Source organism: Acinetobacter sp. ANC 4648, from assembly GCF_002135345.1.
In the GTDB taxonomy this organism is placed as follows: Bacteria; Pseudomonadota; Gammaproteobacteria; order Pseudomonadales; family Moraxellaceae; genus Acinetobacter.
Window position 1 is genome coordinate 115,764 of the sequence record NZ_NEGI01000002.1, and the last position, 18,743, is coordinate 134,506.

Genomic DNA, 18,743 nt, shown 5'->3' on the forward strand with positions numbered 1-18,743 from the left:
GTTTTAACAATGCCCTTTTTTGGTTTTGTACCGTCTGAAGAACTGCTCAAGAATATTCAAACTGGTATTGAGAAAAAAAATTCTAATGAACCACTGTATCCACTACGTGACCAAACTGCCTTATTGATTAATGATGAAATCATTGATGCTTTATTGGTTGAACTTGTACGTCGCTTTCCTGCCAGTGACAAACGTGAAACTGCTGAAAAATTAGCAGGCTATATCAAGTCTACTGTGGCGATTTTACTGAAACAGTTACTCAGTAAAGCCGACAATGATGTGGTTCGTCAGTCCATTGAATTTTCTGAAAAAAGCTTATTCACAGACCCTGAAGCACAAAACCGAGTCGGTGTTAATCTTGATGCGAACTTAGTCACCAGTCTCAAAAGCAGTTTTGCAGAAATCCGTGATGGTAATGAAATAGATCGTGGCGTACTTTCTAAGCAATACAAACAGTTTGCAGATGTGACCATCGCTCATTTCATGAAAGATTTTAACAAAACTTTAGATTTGGGCATGATTAAACGTAAAGCATCTGATCTTGGTGCAGCAGCCGTCACGAAAGCAGTACATATTGCGATTGATAAACTTATTCCCAATTTAAATGGCGATGAAATTTTGGCAGTTGCTGAATATCACGATACTTTATTTATTGATCAATAAAATGTGATTTAAGATAAAACATTACGCATTAATGCCCTTTTTAAAGGGCATTTTTGTTGCCGCCTAAAATAGCTTTATCATTAAGTACCCTAAAAATACTCAAAAATATCAATACACCTTTTTAGATTTAATATAGAAGATAACTGTGTTCTTCATTCACGTAAATTTTTATTGCTACATATGGATACAGATTGCCTTCAACAGGGATTGTGATAGCATGCGCAAAGCCTTTTCCACAGTAATACAGCAGTCTAATGGCCCCGAGTTCACAGTATAAATTTCTTCGCCAATCTCCCCGAGATGGATTAAGTACCGCCATGCAACCCTCGCGTTGGCAAAGATTACATATTGACCCATGGCTGTGTTTATTTTTATTTTTAAACGCCATACTCGGTCTAACCGTCCTTTATAGTGCTTCAGCACAAGATATCGGACTGGTTTCCAAACAAGCCATGAGCTTTTGTATCGGCTTTATTGTGATGTTTGCTTTAGCACAAATCCCTCCCAAAGTTTATCAAGCCTTTGCACCGTATTTTTATAGCTTCGCTATTTTATGCTTATTGGCTGTGGTTGCCTTTGGTGAAATACGACTCGGCGCAAAACGCTGGATCGGTATTCCCGGTTTTGGAAGTGTGCAACCCAGTGAGTTTATGAAAATTGGCATGCCTTTAATGATTGCTTGGTTTTTATCGCGTAATCCACTTCCGCCTAGTTTTAAAAATGTGTGTATATCACTACTTTTAATTGGTGTTCCATTTTTGCTCATTGCTGAACAACCAGACTTAGGAACTTCCTTGCTTATTCTGGCCAGTGGGATTTTTGTTCTTTTTCTTAGTGGTCTATCTTGGAAAATGATTATGGCTGCTGTAGCAGCAGCGAGTGTGGTTATTCCTATTGCATGGGAATTTCTATTACATGACTATCAAAGACAACGTGTCCTCACCTTATTAAACCCTGAAGCAGATGCACTCGGGACAGGCTGGAATATTATCCAGTCTAAAACTGCGATTGGATCAGGTGGTTTCATTGGTCGAGGATATCTCGAAGGTACGCAGTCACATTTGCACTTTTTACCTGAAGGGCATACCGACTTTATTATTGCTGCATTTTCTGAAGAATTTGGTCTTATTGGGATTCTTATTCTAATGACTATCTATCTTGCCATTATTTTTAGAACCTTCCAGATCAGCTTACAATGCTTTCATACCTATGGACGACTTGTTGCAGGTGCCTTAGCTTTGTCATTTTTTGTTTACGTATTTGTAAATGCGGGCATGGTCAGTGGTATTTTACCTGTAGTCGGTGTGCCTCTACCTTTTATGAGTTATGGTGGTACTGCAATTATTACTTTAATGGCGACTTTTGGCATTGTTATGTCTATTCATACACATCGTTAATTTTATACACATAAATAATTAGGAAAATACAACACATGTCTAGCTTTGGGCTTTTTCAGAAAGTAAGAAATTTAGCTTTTTGTGCAGCTGCATTTTCAGTTTCTAGTTTTTGTCAGGCAAATGATTTTGCCAATGATCCTCAATACAACAACTTCAAAAGTAAGACCATGCAAACCTATGGTTTAAGTGGTGAACAAATTGATTGGGCAATGAATGGCTCAAAAAATATTCCAAGCATTATTAGTATTATGAATCGCCCAGGTGAAAGTAAGCCATGGTATGAATATAAGTCTAATTTTTTATCCGAAGGTACTATTCAGCGCGGTGTCCGATTTAAAAACCAGTATGCAGATACATTAAATCGAGCAGAACAACAATTTGGCGTTCCGCAAGCTATTATTCTAGGCATTTTAGGTGTTGAAACGGGGTTTGGAGCCAACAAAGGCAATTTCATCACCAGAGACGCGCTAGCAACCCTTGGTTTTGGATATGAGCGTCGGGCCCAATATTTTCAAGATGAGCTCGCAGCGCTCATTGCATGGTCATATAAAGATGGTGTAGCAGCCCATTCAGTTGTAGGTTCTTATGCAGGTGCGATTGGTTACCCACAATTCATGCCAAGTAATATTCCAAAATTCGGTGTTGACTACGATGGCAATGGTCATGTCGATCTAAGAAACTCTGCAGTCGATGCCATTGGTTCCATTGCAAATTATCTTGCACAACATGGTTGGCAACGTAATCAGCCAATTGCATTTCCCGCACGTTATATTGGAAACACGCCAGACTCAGTCATTGCCAAAGATTTATTGCAACCAACCCCTTATGGCATTCTGAAAAAACAAGGCATTTCTCCCATGAATCCTGCTGTCCAACTGGATGACTTAGATTTAGTGAATGTCATTCAATTACAAGAAAATTATGGCCCGATTTACTACATCACCTCTCCGAATTTCCAAGTGATTACCACCTATAATAAAAGTCGTATGTATGCTACTGCCTTATGGCTTTTAGGCACTGAAATTACGAGTCGCTAAGACTCGCATTTCAATACACAGAAACGAAGTCAAGAAATATTTTTGTCAATTTGATCACAAAGCACACTTTTTAAATAAAATGTTACAATGATGATTATTTATTGATCAATTTAAGTAAGTTTTTGTGCTTTTTGTATCTGTTTATCAAATATTAGTAGACAGCTTTATTGCTGCGTGAATATTATCCCCTACCGTTAAATGCAGTTGCAAAAGTGAATTTACAGACCTCGATGGTTAATTTTCAGCGACTTAGAAAGTTAAACACAGGTTCCAAGGAGTTAATCTATGCATGCTTCGCTTAAATATATGATTGCCCTGACCATGGGTTTAAGTGTGACTTCCATAAATGCTGAAATGGTTCAGTCGTCATATTTAAACAATGATTCAGATAATTCAAGTCTTGCTTCACGTGTGATTAGCAAAGACTCAAATAACTTTAATTCACACTTTTCAAATTTGAACAGTTTAGCAATCACTGAAAGTACGGGTGATAAAATTCGTCGCCAAACTATTGCAGCTAAAATTGCAATTCCAGATGATGAACCTTCAGTTATTGATAAATTGAATACCGTTGCTTCAAACACCGTTCGTAAATTTAGTCAAACAGGTGTTGCTTCATGGTATGGCCGTCAGTTCCACGGTCGCAAAACTGCAAGTGGTGATACATTCGATATGAATGAGTTAACCGCAGCGCACCGCAGCCTACCTTTGAACTGCTACATCCGTGTAACCAACAAAGATAATGGTAAGAGTGTTGTCGTTAAAGTAAATGATCGCGGTCCTTTCCATGGTAACCGAGTACTTGACCTCTCTTATGGTGCTGCAAAACAATTAGGTATGACGAGTACTGGTACTGGTCGTGTCAATATTGAACGAGTTGATGGACCAAACTCTTAATTTATCGATCTGCATCTGTATTTAACATTAAAGCCACTTAATCAGTGGCTTTTTTATTTTTAGCTGAAAGTCCTCCTACAATAAAACTAGCGGATCAAATATCAGATCATCACACCATTAAGCTTAGCTCATGCTTTACCATTACTATTGGTTTTATTCTGAAGGCTATTGGTATTCTTAGTACAACCATCATGAGCGCAATCAGCCAGGTAATTTCAGCATACCATTCTTGACTCTGCACTTGATGGAGCTATAGTCATTGCTTTAACCCCATTAACATTTTCAGCTGTAAGCAAATTAGTTCAAAGTCACCAAATAAAATTATTGCTTGAGTTAATATTTTCATCTGAGTGGTATGACTGTCTATTTTACGCTTTCGCAATCGTTTTAGTACTTAATTAAAATATTTGCTTTCTTCGAAAAATCATTAGATTGACTACGTTTCCTTACTTAATTTTTCTATACAAAAAACTACTGTTCTGCTAGTTTCAAACAAATTGCTGTATTACTTATTTCATTTTTGGTTTTTAATTGTTGGAGTAATTATGTCATTCCGTTATCATTTTAAAGTTTCTAAAATAGCTTTGCCGATATTGATGTCACAGTTACTTTTCGGATGTGCCAGCAATCCCATACAATCTAAAAATATATCCGATCAAGATTCACAATTATTTTTTGGTGGTCCGATTTTGACCATGCAAGGTACATCTCCCAACTATGTCGAAGCTGTAATTGTTGAAAATGGGCGAATTAAATTTGCAGGAAATTTAGATCAAGCGAAAAAATTAAAAAGTAAAAATACAACCTTGCTCAACCTTCACAATCACACCCTTCTTCCTGGATTTATCGATGCACACAGCCATGTCAATAGCGTGGGTTTACAACAAACTGTAGCTAATCTATACCCCGCTCCCGATGGTACTGTTACTGATATTGCCTCACTTATTCAAGCTATGAAAGATTGGCAAGAAAAAAATACTAGCTTTATTAAAGCAACTTCGGGCTGGATTATTGGAAATGGTTATGACGATGCCCAATTAAATGAAAAGCGCCACCCGACTGCAGATGACTTAGATAAAGTCTCAAAAACCAATCCAGTTATTATCTTGCACCAATCTGGACATTTGGCGACCGTCAATCACAAAGCTTTAGAATTGCTCAAAATAGATAAAAATACACCTAACCCTTCTGGAGGTGTCATTCGTAGAGTCGCTGCTTCACAAGAACCCAATGGTGTATTAGAAGAAGCTGCTGTCTTTTCTGCAATGGCAACAGCCTTTAAACAAGTTCCACCAGATATAATGCAAAACATGGCAAAAACAGCCTTAAATGCATATATGCGAAATGGTTATACTACAGTCCAAGAAGGCCGTGCTGATTCAGGAACAACTGAATTATGGCGTCATTTAGCCAATACAGGTCAGCTTAAAATTGATTTGGTATCTTATCCCGATGCGATGAATGAAAAAGACTATATGCTCAAAAATGGCACCAGTCTAACTTATCAAAATCATTTCCGAATTGGTGGAGTAAAAATTAGCTTAGACGGTTCACCGCAAGGAAAAACTGCTTGGCTCACTAAACCTTATCTCATTCCACCTGAAGGTGAAGACAAAAGCTACCGTGGCTATCCTGCTTACTCTAAACAAACTGTGCAAGATGCTATTGATTTAGCGTTTACGCATCATTGGCAAATTCTAGCCCATGCAAATGGTGATGCCGCTATTGATCAATATATTCAGACCATTACAGCTGCTACCCAAAAATATGGCAAGGAAGATCGTCGAAATGTCATAATTCATGCCCAAACCATACGTGAAGATCAATTAGATAGTGCCCAAAAATTAGGTTTAATCCCATCGTTCTTCTCATTGCATACTTATTATTGGGGGGATTGGCATAGATTTGAAACTTTAGGCCCTGAACGGGCAAGTCGAATCTCCCCTACGGGTTCTGCATTACGTAGAGGCATGATATTTACAGAACATCATGATGCACCAGTCATTCCCCCACATAGCATGATGACCATTGATGCAACCGTAAATCGAGTCACACGTTCTGGTTATGTATTGGGTGAAGACCAAAAAGTTAGCCCCTATATTGCCTTAAAATCTGTAACTGACTGGGCTGCTTTTCAATATTTTGAAGAAAAAGACAAAGGAACCATTGAAGTGGGTAAGCTCGCTGACTTTGTAATCTTGGATAAAAACCCGATTACAATCCCAAATCAAAACTTAAAAGATATTAAAATTTTAGCAACCTACAAAGAAGGTAACCCTGTTTATGAATTAGAATCCAAATAATCACTAAGTTCTAATTCCAACAGTTATGCAATTAAAATTATTTTTGCTTACGTATTGGGTTTGACTGTATTGGCTATACACAGTGAAACCCAATGATTTAAAACTAAGCTTTCCAAAGTTTAATATATAAGAATATTCAACTGCTAAATATAAAGTAGCGCTCATCGCCTTAAGCTTAGCCAATCCATGATAGATATAAACCACCTAGAATAAATTTAGCTTATTCGCTTTAAATAGCGACTGCTCACTTCCAAAATTGAAGTCCACGTATTACCACAACACTAAACTTAAAATATGCTTGATTCTAAAAATTCGATTAATTCAAGTGATTTGGCTAACATGATCCTTTTGACTTAACTTCAAATTATTTTGACCATTATGCATTCCTCGTTTATATTTTAAAGTAAGTCATACATTAAAAATTCTAAAGACATGCATGGAGTGCTCATATGAAATCAATAACAGAATGGTTTGATGAATATAGTGAAAGTCATCAAAATAAAACCAACAAAACCATCCATTGGATTTGTGTACCTGCAATTTTATTTTCACTGATTGGTATTATTGCGCATTTCAGTGCCATGCTGACTGCATTACTTTTAGTGCTAACCTTGGTTTTCTATGCACGCCTTGATATTGTTTTAGCTGTTGCAATGGCTGCATTACTACTGGTTATGGCTTGGCTAATTTACATCCTTCCAGTGGGGGGTGGTTTTTATATCGGCATTTTTGTAGTCGCATGGATTGGACAATTTTATGGCCATAAAATTGAAGGTAAAAAACCTTCATTCCTTAAAGACCTCCAGTTTCTCCTTATTGGGCCTGTATGGTGCATGGATGCTTATCTAGGTAAGATTATACCTAAATGGAGAACTCGCCAAAACAGACTGATTTCTAGCTAAATAATGACCTGATTGTTTTTTAAACGGAAGAACTACCATTCAGAAGTTCTTCCACTACACCCTAACCATTCATTTTAAAGTGTCTTTTGAGAGTCATAACGTCACCGATGAACGAACCACTTTAATAACTATAATTCATATTCACCAAAAAAGTTCGATCCCATCCCCCTTTATGTAAGTTTTTAATTCTAAATGCAAAATCTATATTCTGTGCAACCAAGAACGTCAAACCATTTCCCAAAATAAAAATAATTTTTTGCTGGTGCGAGCCTTCATTATCATCAGGTAACACCATCCTCACTTGACTTGATGTGTAACACTTGCACCTTACTTTGTTATTGGGTAAAAATTGAGTAATTTTGCAGTATCATCCTCAGTATGCATTGACGGATGACGACCGAATGGAGGAATATTAACATTCCATTTGGGTTACTGAATTACAACATCCCACGAAGATGCATTTTTGACTTTATGTTGTTGCAGATCGATACTGAAATAGATTGAAATTAATTAAATAATAACTGCCCCAATACTTATATTTGTTTTATTTGCCATCTGCACTCCAATTTTCACGTATTTCAAGCATAAAAAAGCCCCTAAACGGGGCTTTTTTATAAAAATACTTTTACTTCACAGTAAAATTATTGAGCAGCAGCAGCTTGAGCAGCAGCAACTTCGTCAGCGAAGCTCATTTCAGCTTTCTTCTCAATACCTTCACCTACTTCGAAGCGAACAAACTGAGTAACAACAGTAGCAGTTGCTTTCAATACGTCAGCAACTTTTTTGTCATTATCAATTACGTACATCTGGTTCTCAAGTACAACTTCATTAAGATACTTTTGAACTGAACCAGTTACCATTTTTTCAACGATATTTGCTGGTTTGCCAGATTCAATTGCTTTAGCTTCAGCAATTTCTTTTTCTTTAGCAATAAGGTCAGCAGATACTTCAGCTTCAGTTACAGCAACAGGGTTGAATGCAGCAACGTGCATTGCAATACCTTTACCAGTTGCAGCATCACCAGTATAAGAAACCACTACACCAATTTTTAGACCGTGTTTGTAAACTGCAAGGTTTTCACCTTCAACAATTTTCGCACGACGAACTTGGATGTTTTCACCAATTTTTTGAACAAGAGCAACACGCGCTTCTTCAACTGTTGAACCATCTTCTAATTTAAGTTCTGCAATTTTAGTAGCATCAACTTCATTTGCAGCAAGCGCAGCCGCAGCAACTTTTGCAGAGAAACCAGCAAAGTTCTCATCTTTAGCAACAAAGTCAGTCTGACAGTTTACTTCTAAAAGAATAGCTTTGTTGCCTTCTTGAACAATTGTAATTGCGCCATCAGCAGCAATATTGCCTGCTTTTTTAGCAGCTTTTGCTTGACCTGATTTACGAAGATTATCAATCGCTAATTCAACATCACCATTCGATTCTGTTAATGCTTTTTTACATTCCATCATCGCAAGACCAGTACGGTCACGTAATTCTTTTACCATGCTCGCTGTAACTGCAGTCATGTTGTTCTCCTAAATACGGTAGAAAATTGAATCTATTCAACAAAAACGGCCCAAAGTGTTCTCTGGGCCGTCTGCTCTCTTGACGCTTAATTTGCCACCATTACATGTCGCAAAAATGACAATCTTACGTCAAAACGCATTAAGCCTCAGGAGCTTCTTTAGCAGCTTCTTCAACTTTAACTTGAGCATTTGCTTGTGATTGCGCATATTCTTTACCAGCAATAATTGCATTAGCCATTGCTGAAGCATAAAGAGTTACTGCACGGATCGCATCATCGTTACCCGGAATAACATAATCAACGTTATCTGGGTTAGAGTTTGTATCAACGATACCGATTACTGGAATACCAAGATTCTTCGCTTCTTTGATCGCAATCGCTTCGTGATCAACGTCGATAATGAACAATGCGTCAGGTAAACCGCCCATGTTCTTAACGCCGCCTAAAGCACGTTCAAGTTTGTCCATCTCACGAGTACGTTCTAAAGCTTCACGTTTAGTAAGCTTAAGGAAAGTGCCGTCTTGAGCTTGAGTTTGAAGATCTTTTAAACGGTTGATTGATTGACGAAGAGTTTTCCAGTTCGTCAACATACCACCTAACCAACGGTGATCTACGTATGGTTGACCAGCGCGTTGAGCTTGTTCACGAATGATGTTAGAAGCAGCACGTTTTGTACCAACGAACAATACTTTGTTCTTTTTGCTTGCTAGTTTGTTAACGAAATTCAATGCATCGTTTAACGCAGGAACAGTGTGCTCAAGGTTAATGATGTGAATTCGGTTACGCGCACCAAAAATGTATTGACGCATTTTTGGGTTCCAGAAGCGAGTTTGGTGACCAAAGTGCGCGCCAGCTTGAAGAAGGTCACGCATGCCTACGTTATAATCTGCCATTTTCTTTTACCTTAAAGTTTTGGGTTAGGCCTCCATATGTCCGCATTCTCCACCCTTTCAGGCACCCAGAGTAATGTGACGACATATGTGCGGATTTTTAAATACCCACCATCAAAATTTCTTGTGAAATTATTCACGAAAAGCATTTGATAAATTGGGCGGCTATTTATACCATAGTCACATATAAATTTCCAAAAGTTTTTAATGATCATGAACAGTACTTATGAAGCACCACGTCGGTTAATTAAAACTCCAGATGAAATAGAAAAAATGCGTGTGGCGGGACGACTAGCGGCAGAGGTCTTGGATATGATCAAGCCGCATATTGTTCCAGGTGTTACCACTTTAGAACTTGATACGATCTGTCATGACTATATTGTCAATGTTCAAGATGCCATTCCAGCATGTTTAGGTTATGGTGCTGCACCTGGACGTCCAGCTTTTCAACATGTGATTTGTACATCAGTAAATCATGTGGTTTGTCATGGCATTCCGTCTGCCAGCAAAGTACTCAAAAAGGGCGACATTCTAAATATTGATGTGACTGTGATTAAAGACGGCTATCACGGCGATACCAATATGATGTACATCGTCGGTGGTGAAACAACTATCCTTGCGGAACGTTTATGTAAAGTGGCACAAGAAGCGATGTATCGTGGTATAGAAACTGTAAAACCAGGTTCAACTATTGGTGATATTGGGCATGCGATTCAACAATATGTTGAATCTGAACGTTTTGGTGTAGTTCGTGAATATTGTGGTCATGGTATTGGCACGGTATTCCATGATGAGCCTCAAGTACTACATTATGGTCAACCCAATAGCGGAATGATTTTAGAAGAAGGTATGACTTTTACGATTGAGCCGATGGTCAATGGTGGTGATTGGAAAACTAAATTGCTGGGTGATAAATGGACAGTGGTAACCAAAGATCATACCTTATCAGCTCAGTATGAACACACACTCTTGGTGACTAAAACAGGCGTTGAAATTCTCACTGCTCGACCTGAAGAAGATCTGTCTCGCTTTATGAAGTAGAACTGTTATTGATTTAAAATACTACCCAAATTAAAAAGGTCACTCGCTGTGGCCTTTTTAATTTCATTTTCACTTACCGTTCAACCTCAATCATTCTTTAAATGAATCCGAGTTTTAGAACCTTTATAATATAAATTTAGCTTAAATTTTTAATCTGCCTTAAAAAATAAAAGCTTTAAGTAATGACATTTTATTAAGAAGCTCATACCTACTTTAAGATTTTATATATGTTATCTATCCCTCTATACGAGAGCTTTCTTTTTAAATACTTCCACTCATTTAATCATCACATTGGCATAACTTTATTTTATCAATCGATAAATTTATATTTTATCGCCACAATTACATGAATCATCTACAATTTAATCAATACGACTCAACGGATTGTTTATGTCTACGCTTCAGCAAGATACTCGTTTTTCTAAATCTCTCATTTACATGCTCATCGGCAGCGCTTTCATTCTGGCGCTCTCTTTAGGTATTCGTCATGGTTTTGGACTGTATTTAGTCCCAATCAGTCATGAGTTTGGATGGAGTCATCAAGTTTTTAGCTTAGCCATTGCCATACAAAATTTACTGTGGGGAGCGGTGCAACCTTTTACTGGTGCGCTCGCAGATAGATACGGCAGTAAAATTGTAGTGGCTGTTGGTGGAGTACTTTATACCATCGGTTTATTACTCATGTCAGTGAGTTCTACCGTCTGGTTACTCGATTTAAGTGTCGGATTAATTATTGGTTTTGCCCTCTCAGCAACATCTTTTTCTGTATTACTCTCTGCTGTAGGTCGTGCAGCACATCCAAGTAAACGTAGTATGGCAATGGGTATTGCCAGTGCTGCGGGTTCATTTGGTCAGTTCATTATGTTGCCAACGACCTTGTTAATGCTGAAAAGTGTGGGCTGGTCTTCTGCTCTGGTGATTAGCGCAATTCTGGTTGCTTTTATTGTGCCATTGGCATGGATGCTGAAAACGCCAAAATCTAATACTACAAATACAATAACTTCCTCAGCTAAACCCTCTATTAGTTTTAAACAAATTCTAAAAATTGCCTTTAACCATAAACCATTTTTATGGCTCGCTTTAGGTTTTTTAGTCTGCGGTTTTCAAGTGGTTTTTTTAGGTATACATCTGCCAGGCTATCTCATCGATCATGGCTTTGATGCAACCACTGGCACTATTTTTCTGGCACTGGTTGGTTTATTTAATATTATTGGAACATTTGCTGCTGGCTATTTAGGTGATAAATATTCCAAGCCACATCTACTCATGGGACTTTATGGCTTACGCGGCATTACAATTATTGCCTTTTTAGCCCTACCTCTAAGCACTTGGACGGTTTATGCTTTTGGTACAATCATGGGAATTCTGTGGTTATCTACAGTCCCTCTGACCAATGGCATAGTTGCAAATATGTTTGGCGTAAAATATTTAACAATGCTAAGCGGTATTGTATTTTTTACTCATCAAATTGGATCATTTTTTGGTGGTTGGTTGGGTGGTCTAAATCATGATATGACGGGTAACTACAACATTATTTGGGCATGCTCTATTGTATTAAGCTTCTTGGGTGTATTGGTACATTTCTTTGTAAATGAGGAGTCCATCGTAAATGACTAACTCTCTACTCTGGTTAAAAACCAGTATTTGTATTGGTATGATATTGTTCTTCGGACTAGCAATACTATTATGGTCAAAAACCCCTGAATTATTTGAATATTTTAATCAGGCTTTTTGTGCACATTAAGGTAGATGAACTACATTCGTGTGCACAATATTTAAAAATATGATGAGCTTTGAAAGATTATCAACGCATATAAAACTTAAGCCAGAATACAGTGACTATGATATTTCAGCTGGAAATGTAATGACTTGTTCTAGCCGCATTTTATGCATAACGACCATCAACAATCGATCAATTCCTAAAGCAATACCTGAGCATTCCTGCATATTGGGTAGAGCAGCAAGTAAGTATTCATCAATTGGCATTACATGCAAATCGAGTTTTTTTCTTTCAGCATTATCGGCTTCAAATCGATCACGTAAAACATCAGCATCAATCAACTCATCATAAGCATTGGCAAGCTCTAAGCCTTCAATATACAGCTCAAAACGTGCTGCTACCTGTTCACCATCCGCATCAATTTGAATTTTGGCTAATGATGCCATCTCAGCAGGAAAATCTGTTAAAAACACAGGTGTATCAAAACCTAAGCTTGGTTCAACCATGTGTGAAAAGAGTAAGTCGATATAGGCTAAACGATCATCACCTAAATCAATATTTAAGCCCACTCGCTGTGCTGCCGTTTTGAGATCAACTAAAGTTGCCGTTAATGGATTGATATCTAAGCGATCTTGAAATGCATGTTTATAACTCATAATTATGGGTCGAACTTGACCAAAACGTTCTGCCAAAACCACATTCAATAAATCAGTAACTTCATACATTAAATCTTTGAGACTAAAACTCGGTCTATACCACTCCAACATAGTAAATTCGCTATTATGTTTGCGGCCATGTTCATCATCACGAAAAACTTTACAGATTTGATAGATTGGCCCACTCCCACTCGCGAGCAAACGCTTCATTGCAAATTCAGGTGAGGTTTGCAAATAATGAATTTTCTTTTTACCACCAACATGCCGTAGTGCTTGAATTGAAGCCAAATGTACATCGGTTGTCCCTGCTTGAGAAAGTATTGGCGTTTCAACCTCTAATACCTCACGCTCTGCAAAAAACTGGCGTAATTGACTATACATTTTCGCACGGGCTTTTAAAGCACTTACATCACAACTGGGTTGGTAATTTATGCTTTGTTCTGTACTCATGCGTAAGGCCCTCCATGAGCAGCCCACTCTCGACGTAATGGATAATTTTTACGCAAGCGATCAAAAGCTACTTGATCGATTTTACCCCCCTTTAAACATGCACGTAGATTGGCATCATCACGTGAAATATCATAAATTTGTATGAGATGCTGTTGTAAATTTTGGATCAAATTTTCATCTTGAAAATATAATTCACACAACGGTAATTGGCTTTCAAATTTTTTATCGACCGTAAATCCAAAGGTTTGACAAAAAGCCTCATAAATCATTTGCGTACCACGAGCCTTACCTTCTAAGCTGTAACCTGCGATATGGGGCGTAACCAGACTAATTAAATTTAGTAATTGTTCAGAAATTTCAGGTTCATGTTCAAAGACATCCAATACCACCTGACGCTGTGTATTTTGAATATCCGCAATAAGAGCGACTTCTTCGACTACAGCACCACGTGCCGAATTTATTAATATTGCCTCAGGTTTCATCATGGACAAAGCGGAAGCATTGATTAAATGAAAAGTAGGGTGCAAACCTACTTTCGTTAATGGGACATGAATAGAAATTGCATCTGCTGTTTGCAATAAATTATCCAGCTCAACTTGCTGAGTGCTATGCTGCTCTACAAAAGGATCATACCCAATCACGTTCCAACCCAATAATTGAGCCATATAAGCCAAACGAGAGCCGACATTACCTAGACCAATAATGCCCAACGTCATTTTTTTATTTTGATCGAATAGATCTGGATTTAAATGCAATAGTGCTGTAATTACATATTCAGCCACCGCCTGAGCATTACAGCCTGCAGCATTTGACCATTTAATCTGACGTTTTTCTAATGCTGGAATATCTAAATGATCCGTACCAATGGTTGCACTACCAACAAATTTAAGTTGTGAATTTTGAATCAGTGCTTGATTAACATGGGTTACAGACCGAACCAATAACGCATCTGCATCTTGTACATCTGAAGGCGTTAAAGTACGTCCTGCTGCTTGCTGAATTTCTCCGAATTCTGAAAAAAAATACTCGGTAAATGCAAGATTTTCATCTGCAACGATTTTCATAACGCATTCCAATAGTTTGATTTGAATATCATAACGCGTTGTAGCATTGAAGACTATGTGATTGGGAGATACATGGCTAAAAACTAGAAACCGAAGCATAAGGTATCATTTATACATCTAAGCTAAGCAATTTTTATCGTAATAATGTCTCCATTTAAAATAATAAGGCTTTCATATCCCTGTAGTAAGTTAAGAACAAATCTAAATATTATTGAATAACTCTAAGCGGATCATCATTTCAGTATGTTGCTTAAACATATTTTCAGTAAGACCTTTTAAACCAAGTTGAAAGATACCTTCCAAGCCACAAACAAAAGCAATCAAACGCCATGCCACATCCTGAATAGTGGTGGTACTTAAAATTTTGAACTCATTCTGCGCAATGCCTTGTTCAATCAAAGTCACAATTATTTGATGCCATCTTTCCATGGTCATATTGTAGGCTTTTTTAATTTCTTCATCCTGATGAATCAAAACCTCTGCTTCATTCCATAAACGTAAATACGGTTGCACTTGCGTAATATTTTCACACCCGAGCAATAGTGAAATTCGTTCATACCAAGTCGTAGTGACTACCTGATTCTCGATTGCATTTAATTGATCCATCAATTCAATAAACACTTCTGCTTTTAAATGTGATGATGATGCAAAATGATGATGTACCTGTCCTGTTGAAACATTCGCTTCAGTTGCGATTCGTCGAACAGTCATCGCATTAAAACCTTCATTTAATGCAAGCTGTTTTGCCGCATTTAAAATCATCTCTCGACGCTGTTCCCGATTTAGATAGTGCATAAAGAATGACGACCAAAATTTAATAGACGTAGTTTATGTAAACTTGGACATTTGTTCAAGTTAAGTTATACTTTAAGTAGTTGAACAACCGTCCAAGTTTAAAATCAGGTGAAATATGTATCGTAAATGGATGATCCTCGCAATCATCGTCTTAATCTATTTGCCTGTCTCTATTGATGCAACGGTGTTACATGTTGCTATCCCTTCATTAAATGAAGCGCTGTCATTATCAGGCAATGAATTACTGTGGGTCATGGATATCTACTCCCTGATTATGGCCGGTTTAATTTTACCTATGGGTGCTTTGGGAGATCGGATTGGCTTTAAACGACTCATGCTCATAGGGGCTACAGTCTTTGGCTTAGCCTCTCTTGCTGCTGCATTTTCATCTACGGCTGAAATGCTGATTGCTGCTCGTGCATTTTTAGGTGTTGGTGCAGCCATGATTTTACCTGCTACATTGGCAGGTCTTAGAAATACCTTTCTGGATGAAAAAGAACGGAATTATGCTTTAGGTCTATGGGGGACTATCGGTGGTGGTGGTGCAGCCTTTGGTCCACTGCTGGGGGGATTCATTCTTGAACATTTCCAATGGGGTGTAATATTCCTCATTAATGTGCCGATTATTATTTTAGTATTAATTTTGACAACATTTGTTGTTCCCAAACAAAAAGGTGAAAAAACACAACCTTTAAATTTGATGCAAGCACTGGTTTTAGTTTCTGCAATTTTAATGATTATTTATGCAATCAAAACCAGCATGCATGAATTCAATAGCATTTTATTGATTATATTGGCTATTGGTTTAAGTTTATTGGTATTTTTTGTTCGTCAGCAATTAGCTTCACGCACGCCGATGATCGACTTTTCGATATTAAAACATCCGGTTATTTCTACCAGTATCGTGATGGCGATCGTTGCGATGATCGCATTGGTTGGTTTTGAGCTGCTCCTCTCACAAGAATTACAATTCGTATATGGTTATTCGCCACTAGAAGCTGGTTTGTTTATCCTGCCCTTTATGATTGCTATCTGTTTAGGTGGGCCATTTGCCAGTGTGCTGATGAACAAATATCCATTACGTCCTGTCGCAACAATGGGAATGTTGATGTGTGCAGCCAGCTTTTGGGGGCTTGCCATGACCAATTTTGATACACAGCATATGCAAGCTTGGGCTTGGATGGTACTTATGGGAATTAGTGTTGAAATTGCACTGTTATCCTCAACTGCGGCCATCATGTCATCTGTTCCAGCCAATAAAGCCACAGCTGCTGGTGCAATTGAAGGTATGGCTTATGAACTCGGTGCTGGTCTGGGGATTACCATCTTTGGATTAATGCTGTCTTTCTTTTATACGCAAAATATAGTCCTTCCCAACACACTTCCTACGGAGATAAAAGCCGCTGCCAATGCTTCAATTGGTGAAGCCATGCAAGTTGCTCAGCAGTTGGATCCATCCCTGATGCTAAGTTTAAAACATGCTGCATCGGAGGCATTTACTCATTCACATAGCCAAGTGCTTGGAATTGCTGGTGGACTGTTCTTTATTCTGTCTCTATTTGTCTATTGGGCATTATCGAAACACACCAATAAACAATAAGCTCTACACAGTCTTAAGTAAAAAAAGCCCATTGCTGAGTTCAGTAATGGGCTTTTTTATGAATATGATATTAATTTTTAGTAAGAAAAATTATTGCTGATACACTTTTTTACCATCAAATATCGTCCAAACCACCTTGGTTTCAGCCAACTGTTCTGGTGAAACTGTAAAAATATCTCTATCGACTAAAATCATATCTGCTTTTTTCCCAGATTCCAGCGTCCCTATTTGTTTATCTAAAGCAAGCGCTTTTGCAGCATTAATCGTATACGCTTTGAATGCTGAGTCACGATCTATTGCCTCACCTTTATTTAAATAGTCTCCATCCATACCGATACGTGTAATTGCTGTAGCCATTGCGATAAAAGGATTCGCTGTTGAAACAGGAGCATCACTCGCCCCAGCAATAATCGCTTCATTTTTTAATAATGAATGTGCAGGATACATTCCTTGATAAGATGCTTCACTAATATAAGGTTTAACCAATTCCTTATTGAAACTATCTTCATAAGCCCATGCCAATTGCATAGATGCGATAACATTATTCTGTTTAAAACGACCATAATCCGTAGGATCTACAAGCTGAAGATGCGTAATAGAGTGTGGCACATGACTTTGACGTTTAGATCTTGCATATTCAAATGCATTTAATGATTCACGTACAGCTCTATCACCAATCGCATGGATATGTACAAGCATGCCACGTTGATCCGCTACATCGACGAGTTGTTTAAATTGTTGTGGATCAAATAATAAATCACCACTCTTTTTAGAATTGGAATAGTGACCTAATAATGCCGCGGATTGTGCTGGATACTCCAAGACACCATCTGCAAATACTTTTACCCCAATTAAATTAAAATTATTTACATTCTTATATTTACTATTAATTTTATCAAGTGTATCAAAAACTATTGGAGTGCTTTTTGAATTAATGACATGTAATCCTGAAACACGAGCGGTTAATTCGCCCTTTTCAGATAACTCTTTATACATTGGAATCATACCCAATGTATTTTCAGTATTTTTAATATTAAAAATACCCTGAAGAGGCCGTGCATTTGCTGCGATGTCTAACCAAGCTGTCAGTCCTAGGCTATTATAATAACTTACCGCATCCTTCGATCCTCTATACATTAAATCATGTGATAGCGGTGGGATTTTTTCACTAACGACATCCCAACCTGAATCAACTAAAAATCCTGTAGGTTCAAATTTTTGATTATGCTTAATATTTTGCTTATTTTCTACGGAAAGAGCTTTAACAAATTTTTTGTCGACTCCAGCTTTTTTTAATAAAGCTTGATTTGCCCAAGCTGTATGATGATCACTACCAATCAATGCAATAGGCAGATTTTTCCATTCATTGTGATTAAACACTTCAGATAACTGATCCAATAAATCCCAGTATTCAGAAGATAAACCATTTAGAATTAGAACATCGCCAGCCATACCTGTACCATCTTGCTGAGCTTGTCTCAGTTTTTTTTCTACAGCTTTTATGTCTATTTCACCTTCACCCATTGTCGCTAATGTCATTTCGACACCAGAAGCTAAAGCATGAATATGGCTGTCAATAAGTCCCGGCATTAATACTTTATTACCCAAGTCATAAACTTTGGTATCTGAATCAGCCATTTTCTTTATTTCGGCATTACTACCTACACTTACGATTTTTCCATCATTAGAAATTGCAATCGCTTGTTTTAATGGTGCATTATCTACTGCCGTATAAACTTTACCATTGATATAGATACTTTCAACATTATTTGACCAAGCTGTACTCATAAATAATACACTTAAACTAAA

General features: G+C 37.7%; 17 protein-coding genes. 10 read left to right on the plus strand and 7 right to left on the minus strand.

Annotated elements, in window-relative coordinates; all coding sequences use genetic code 11:
• The first annotated feature begins 9 nt into the window (after window positions 1-9).
• From B9T27_RS03705 to B9T27_RS03730, 6 genes are all read left to right on the plus strand, one after another.
• Complete coding sequence (locus B9T27_RS03705; protein ID WP_086205517.1) at window positions 10-663, plus strand: hypothetical protein; 654 nt, start codon at window positions 10-12, stop codon at window positions 661-663.
• 254 nt (window positions 664-917) lie between these two features.
• Complete coding sequence (rodA, locus tag B9T27_RS03710) at window positions 918-2,060, plus strand: rod shape-determining protein RodA (RefSeq protein ID WP_086205518.1); 1,143 nt, start codon at window positions 918-920, stop codon at window positions 2,058-2,060.
• A gap of 35 nt (window positions 2,061-2,095) precedes the next feature.
• Complete coding sequence (gene mltB, locus B9T27_RS03715; protein WP_086205519.1) at window positions 2,096-3,097, plus strand: lytic murein transglycosylase B; 1,002 nt, start codon at window positions 2,096-2,098, stop codon at window positions 3,095-3,097.
• A gap of 285 nt (window positions 3,098-3,382) precedes the next feature.
• On the plus strand, window positions 3,383-3,994 hold the full coding sequence (locus B9T27_RS03720) for a septal ring lytic transglycosylase RlpA family protein (RefSeq protein ID WP_086205520.1): 612 nt from the start codon (window positions 3,383-3,385) through the stop codon (window positions 3,992-3,994).
• Between the two features lie 596 nt (window positions 3,995-4,590).
• On the plus strand, window positions 4,591-6,297 hold the full coding sequence (locus tag B9T27_RS03725) for an amidohydrolase (RefSeq protein WP_228146150.1): 1,707 nt from the start codon (window positions 4,591-4,593) through the stop codon (window positions 6,295-6,297).
• A gap of 449 nt (window positions 6,298-6,746) precedes the next feature.
• Entirely contained in the window at window positions 6,747-7,199 is a 453-nt protein-coding gene (locus B9T27_RS03730) for a DUF962 domain-containing protein (protein ID WP_086205522.1), read from the plus strand.
• Between the two features lie 121 nt (window positions 7,200-7,320).
• Here B9T27_RS03730 and B9T27_RS14740 read toward each other — a convergent pair whose 3' ends face one another.
• The 3 genes from B9T27_RS14740 to rpsB form a co-directional block, all read right to left on the minus strand.
• The gene (locus tag B9T27_RS14740) at window positions 7,321-7,557 is read right to left on the minus strand and encodes a DUF3465 domain-containing protein (protein ID WP_416224383.1); all 237 of its coding nucleotides are present in this window, start codon (window positions 7,555-7,557) and stop codon (window positions 7,321-7,323) included.
• Window positions 7,558-7,840: 283 nt separating this feature from the next.
• Window positions 7,841-8,719, minus strand: coding sequence for a translation elongation factor Ts (gene tsf, locus B9T27_RS03735; RefSeq protein ID WP_086205523.1), 879 nt, complete (start codon window positions 8,717-8,719; stop codon window positions 7,841-7,843).
• Between the two features lie 139 nt (window positions 8,720-8,858).
• On the minus strand, window positions 8,859-9,611 hold the full coding sequence (gene rpsB, locus B9T27_RS03740; protein ID WP_086205524.1) for a 30S ribosomal protein S2: 753 nt from the start codon (window positions 9,609-9,611) through the stop codon (window positions 8,859-8,861).
• Between the two features lie 210 nt (window positions 9,612-9,821).
• Between rpsB and map the strand changes: the two genes are divergently transcribed.
• The 3 genes from map to B9T27_RS15120 all read left to right on the plus strand — a co-directional run bounded on the left by map (window position 9,822) and on the right by B9T27_RS15120 (window position 12,393).
• On the plus strand, window positions 9,822-10,649 hold the full coding sequence (map, locus tag B9T27_RS03745) for a type I methionyl aminopeptidase (protein ID WP_086205525.1): 828 nt from the start codon (window positions 9,822-9,824) through the stop codon (window positions 10,647-10,649).
• 390 nt (window positions 10,650-11,039) lie between these two features.
• Window positions 11,040-12,266, plus strand: coding sequence for an MFS transporter (locus tag B9T27_RS03750; RefSeq protein ID WP_086205526.1), 1,227 nt, complete (start codon window positions 11,040-11,042; stop codon window positions 12,264-12,266).
• Complete coding sequence (locus tag B9T27_RS15120; protein ID WP_265733415.1) at window positions 12,259-12,393, plus strand: hypothetical protein; 135 nt, start codon at window positions 12,259-12,261, stop codon at window positions 12,391-12,393. The genes B9T27_RS03750 and B9T27_RS15120 overlap by 8 nt, the downstream gene beginning before the upstream one ends.
• Window positions 12,394-12,488: 95 nt before the next feature.
• Here the strand turns inward: B9T27_RS15120 and epmA are convergent, their stop codons facing one another.
• The 3 genes from epmA to B9T27_RS03765 all read right to left on the minus strand — a co-directional run bounded on the left by epmA (window position 12,489) and on the right by B9T27_RS03765 (window position 15,334).
• Window positions 12,489-13,475, minus strand: coding sequence for an EF-P lysine aminoacylase EpmA (gene epmA / locus B9T27_RS03755; protein ID WP_086205527.1), 987 nt, complete (start codon window positions 13,473-13,475; stop codon window positions 12,489-12,491).
• Window positions 13,472-14,539 (minus strand): 4-phosphoerythronate dehydrogenase, encoded by a 1,068-nt coding sequence (locus B9T27_RS03760; protein ID WP_086205528.1) that lies wholly within the window; start codon window positions 14,537-14,539, stop codon window positions 13,472-13,474. The genes epmA and B9T27_RS03760 overlap by 4 nt, the downstream gene beginning before the upstream one ends.
• Window positions 14,540-14,740: 201 nt before the next feature.
• Window positions 14,741-15,334, minus strand: coding sequence for a TetR family transcriptional regulator (locus tag B9T27_RS03765; RefSeq protein WP_086205529.1), 594 nt, complete (start codon window positions 15,332-15,334; stop codon window positions 14,741-14,743).
• 115 nt (window positions 15,335-15,449) lie between these two features.
• Between B9T27_RS03765 and B9T27_RS03770 the strand changes: the two genes are divergently transcribed.
• Window positions 15,450-16,934: a SmvA family efflux MFS transporter gene (locus B9T27_RS03770; RefSeq protein WP_086205530.1), complete on the plus strand. Its 1,485-nt coding sequence runs from the start codon at window positions 15,450-15,452 to the stop codon at window positions 16,932-16,934.
• Between the two features lie 90 nt (window positions 16,935-17,024).
• Here B9T27_RS03770 and B9T27_RS03775 read toward each other — a convergent pair whose 3' ends face one another.
• Window positions 17,025-18,722 (minus strand): amidohydrolase, encoded by a 1,698-nt coding sequence (locus tag B9T27_RS03775; protein ID WP_228146137.1) that lies wholly within the window; start codon window positions 18,720-18,722, stop codon window positions 17,025-17,027.
• Window positions 18,723-18,743 lie beyond the last annotated feature (21 nt).

Coding starts and splice junctions, on each gene's coding strand:
- B9T27_RS03705 (WP_086205517.1), top strand. CDS start 10: ATGCCCTTTTTTGGTTTTGTACCGTCTGAAGAACTGCTCAAGAATATT.
- B9T27_RS15120 (WP_265733415.1), top strand. CDS start 12,259: ATGACTAACTCTCTACTCTGGTTAAAAACCAGTATTTGTATTGGTATG.
- B9T27_RS03720 (WP_086205520.1), top strand. CDS start 3,383: ATGCATGCTTCGCTTAAATATATGATTGCCCTGACCATGGGTTTAAGT.
- epmA (WP_086205527.1), bottom strand. CDS start 13,475: ATGAGTACAGAACAAAGCATAAATTACCAACCCAGTTGTGATGTAAGT.
- B9T27_RS03775 (WP_228146137.1), bottom strand. CDS start 18,722: ATGAGTACAGCTTGGTCAAATAATGTTGAAAGTATCTATATCAATGGT.
- map (WP_086205525.1), top strand. CDS start 9,822: ATGAACAGTACTTATGAAGCACCACGTCGGTTAATTAAAACTCCAGAT.
- rodA (WP_086205518.1), top strand. CDS start 918: ATGGCCCCGAGTTCACAGTATAAATTTCTTCGCCAATCTCCCCGAGAT.
- tsf (WP_086205523.1), bottom strand. CDS start 8,719: ATGACTGCAGTTACAGCGAGCATGGTAAAAGAATTACGTGACCGTACT.
- B9T27_RS03730 (WP_086205522.1), top strand. CDS start 6,747: ATGAAATCAATAACAGAATGGTTTGATGAATATAGTGAAAGTCATCAA.
- B9T27_RS03750 (WP_086205526.1), top strand. CDS start 11,040: ATGTCTACGCTTCAGCAAGATACTCGTTTTTCTAAATCTCTCATTTAC.
- B9T27_RS03770 (WP_086205530.1), top strand. CDS start 15,450: ATGTATCGTAAATGGATGATCCTCGCAATCATCGTCTTAATCTATTTG.
- B9T27_RS03725 (WP_228146150.1), top strand. CDS start 4,591: ATGTCACAGTTACTTTTCGGATGTGCCAGCAATCCCATACAATCTAAA.
- mltB (WP_086205519.1), top strand. CDS start 2,096: ATGTCTAGCTTTGGGCTTTTTCAGAAAGTAAGAAATTTAGCTTTTTGT.
- rpsB (WP_086205524.1), bottom strand. CDS start 9,611: ATGGCAGATTATAACGTAGGCATGCGTGACCTTCTTCAAGCTGGCGCG.
- B9T27_RS03760 (WP_086205528.1), bottom strand. CDS start 14,539: ATGAAAATCGTTGCAGATGAAAATCTTGCATTTACCGAGTATTTTTTT.
- B9T27_RS03765 (WP_086205529.1), bottom strand. CDS start 15,334: ATGCACTATCTAAATCGGGAACAGCGTCGAGAGATGATTTTAAATGCG.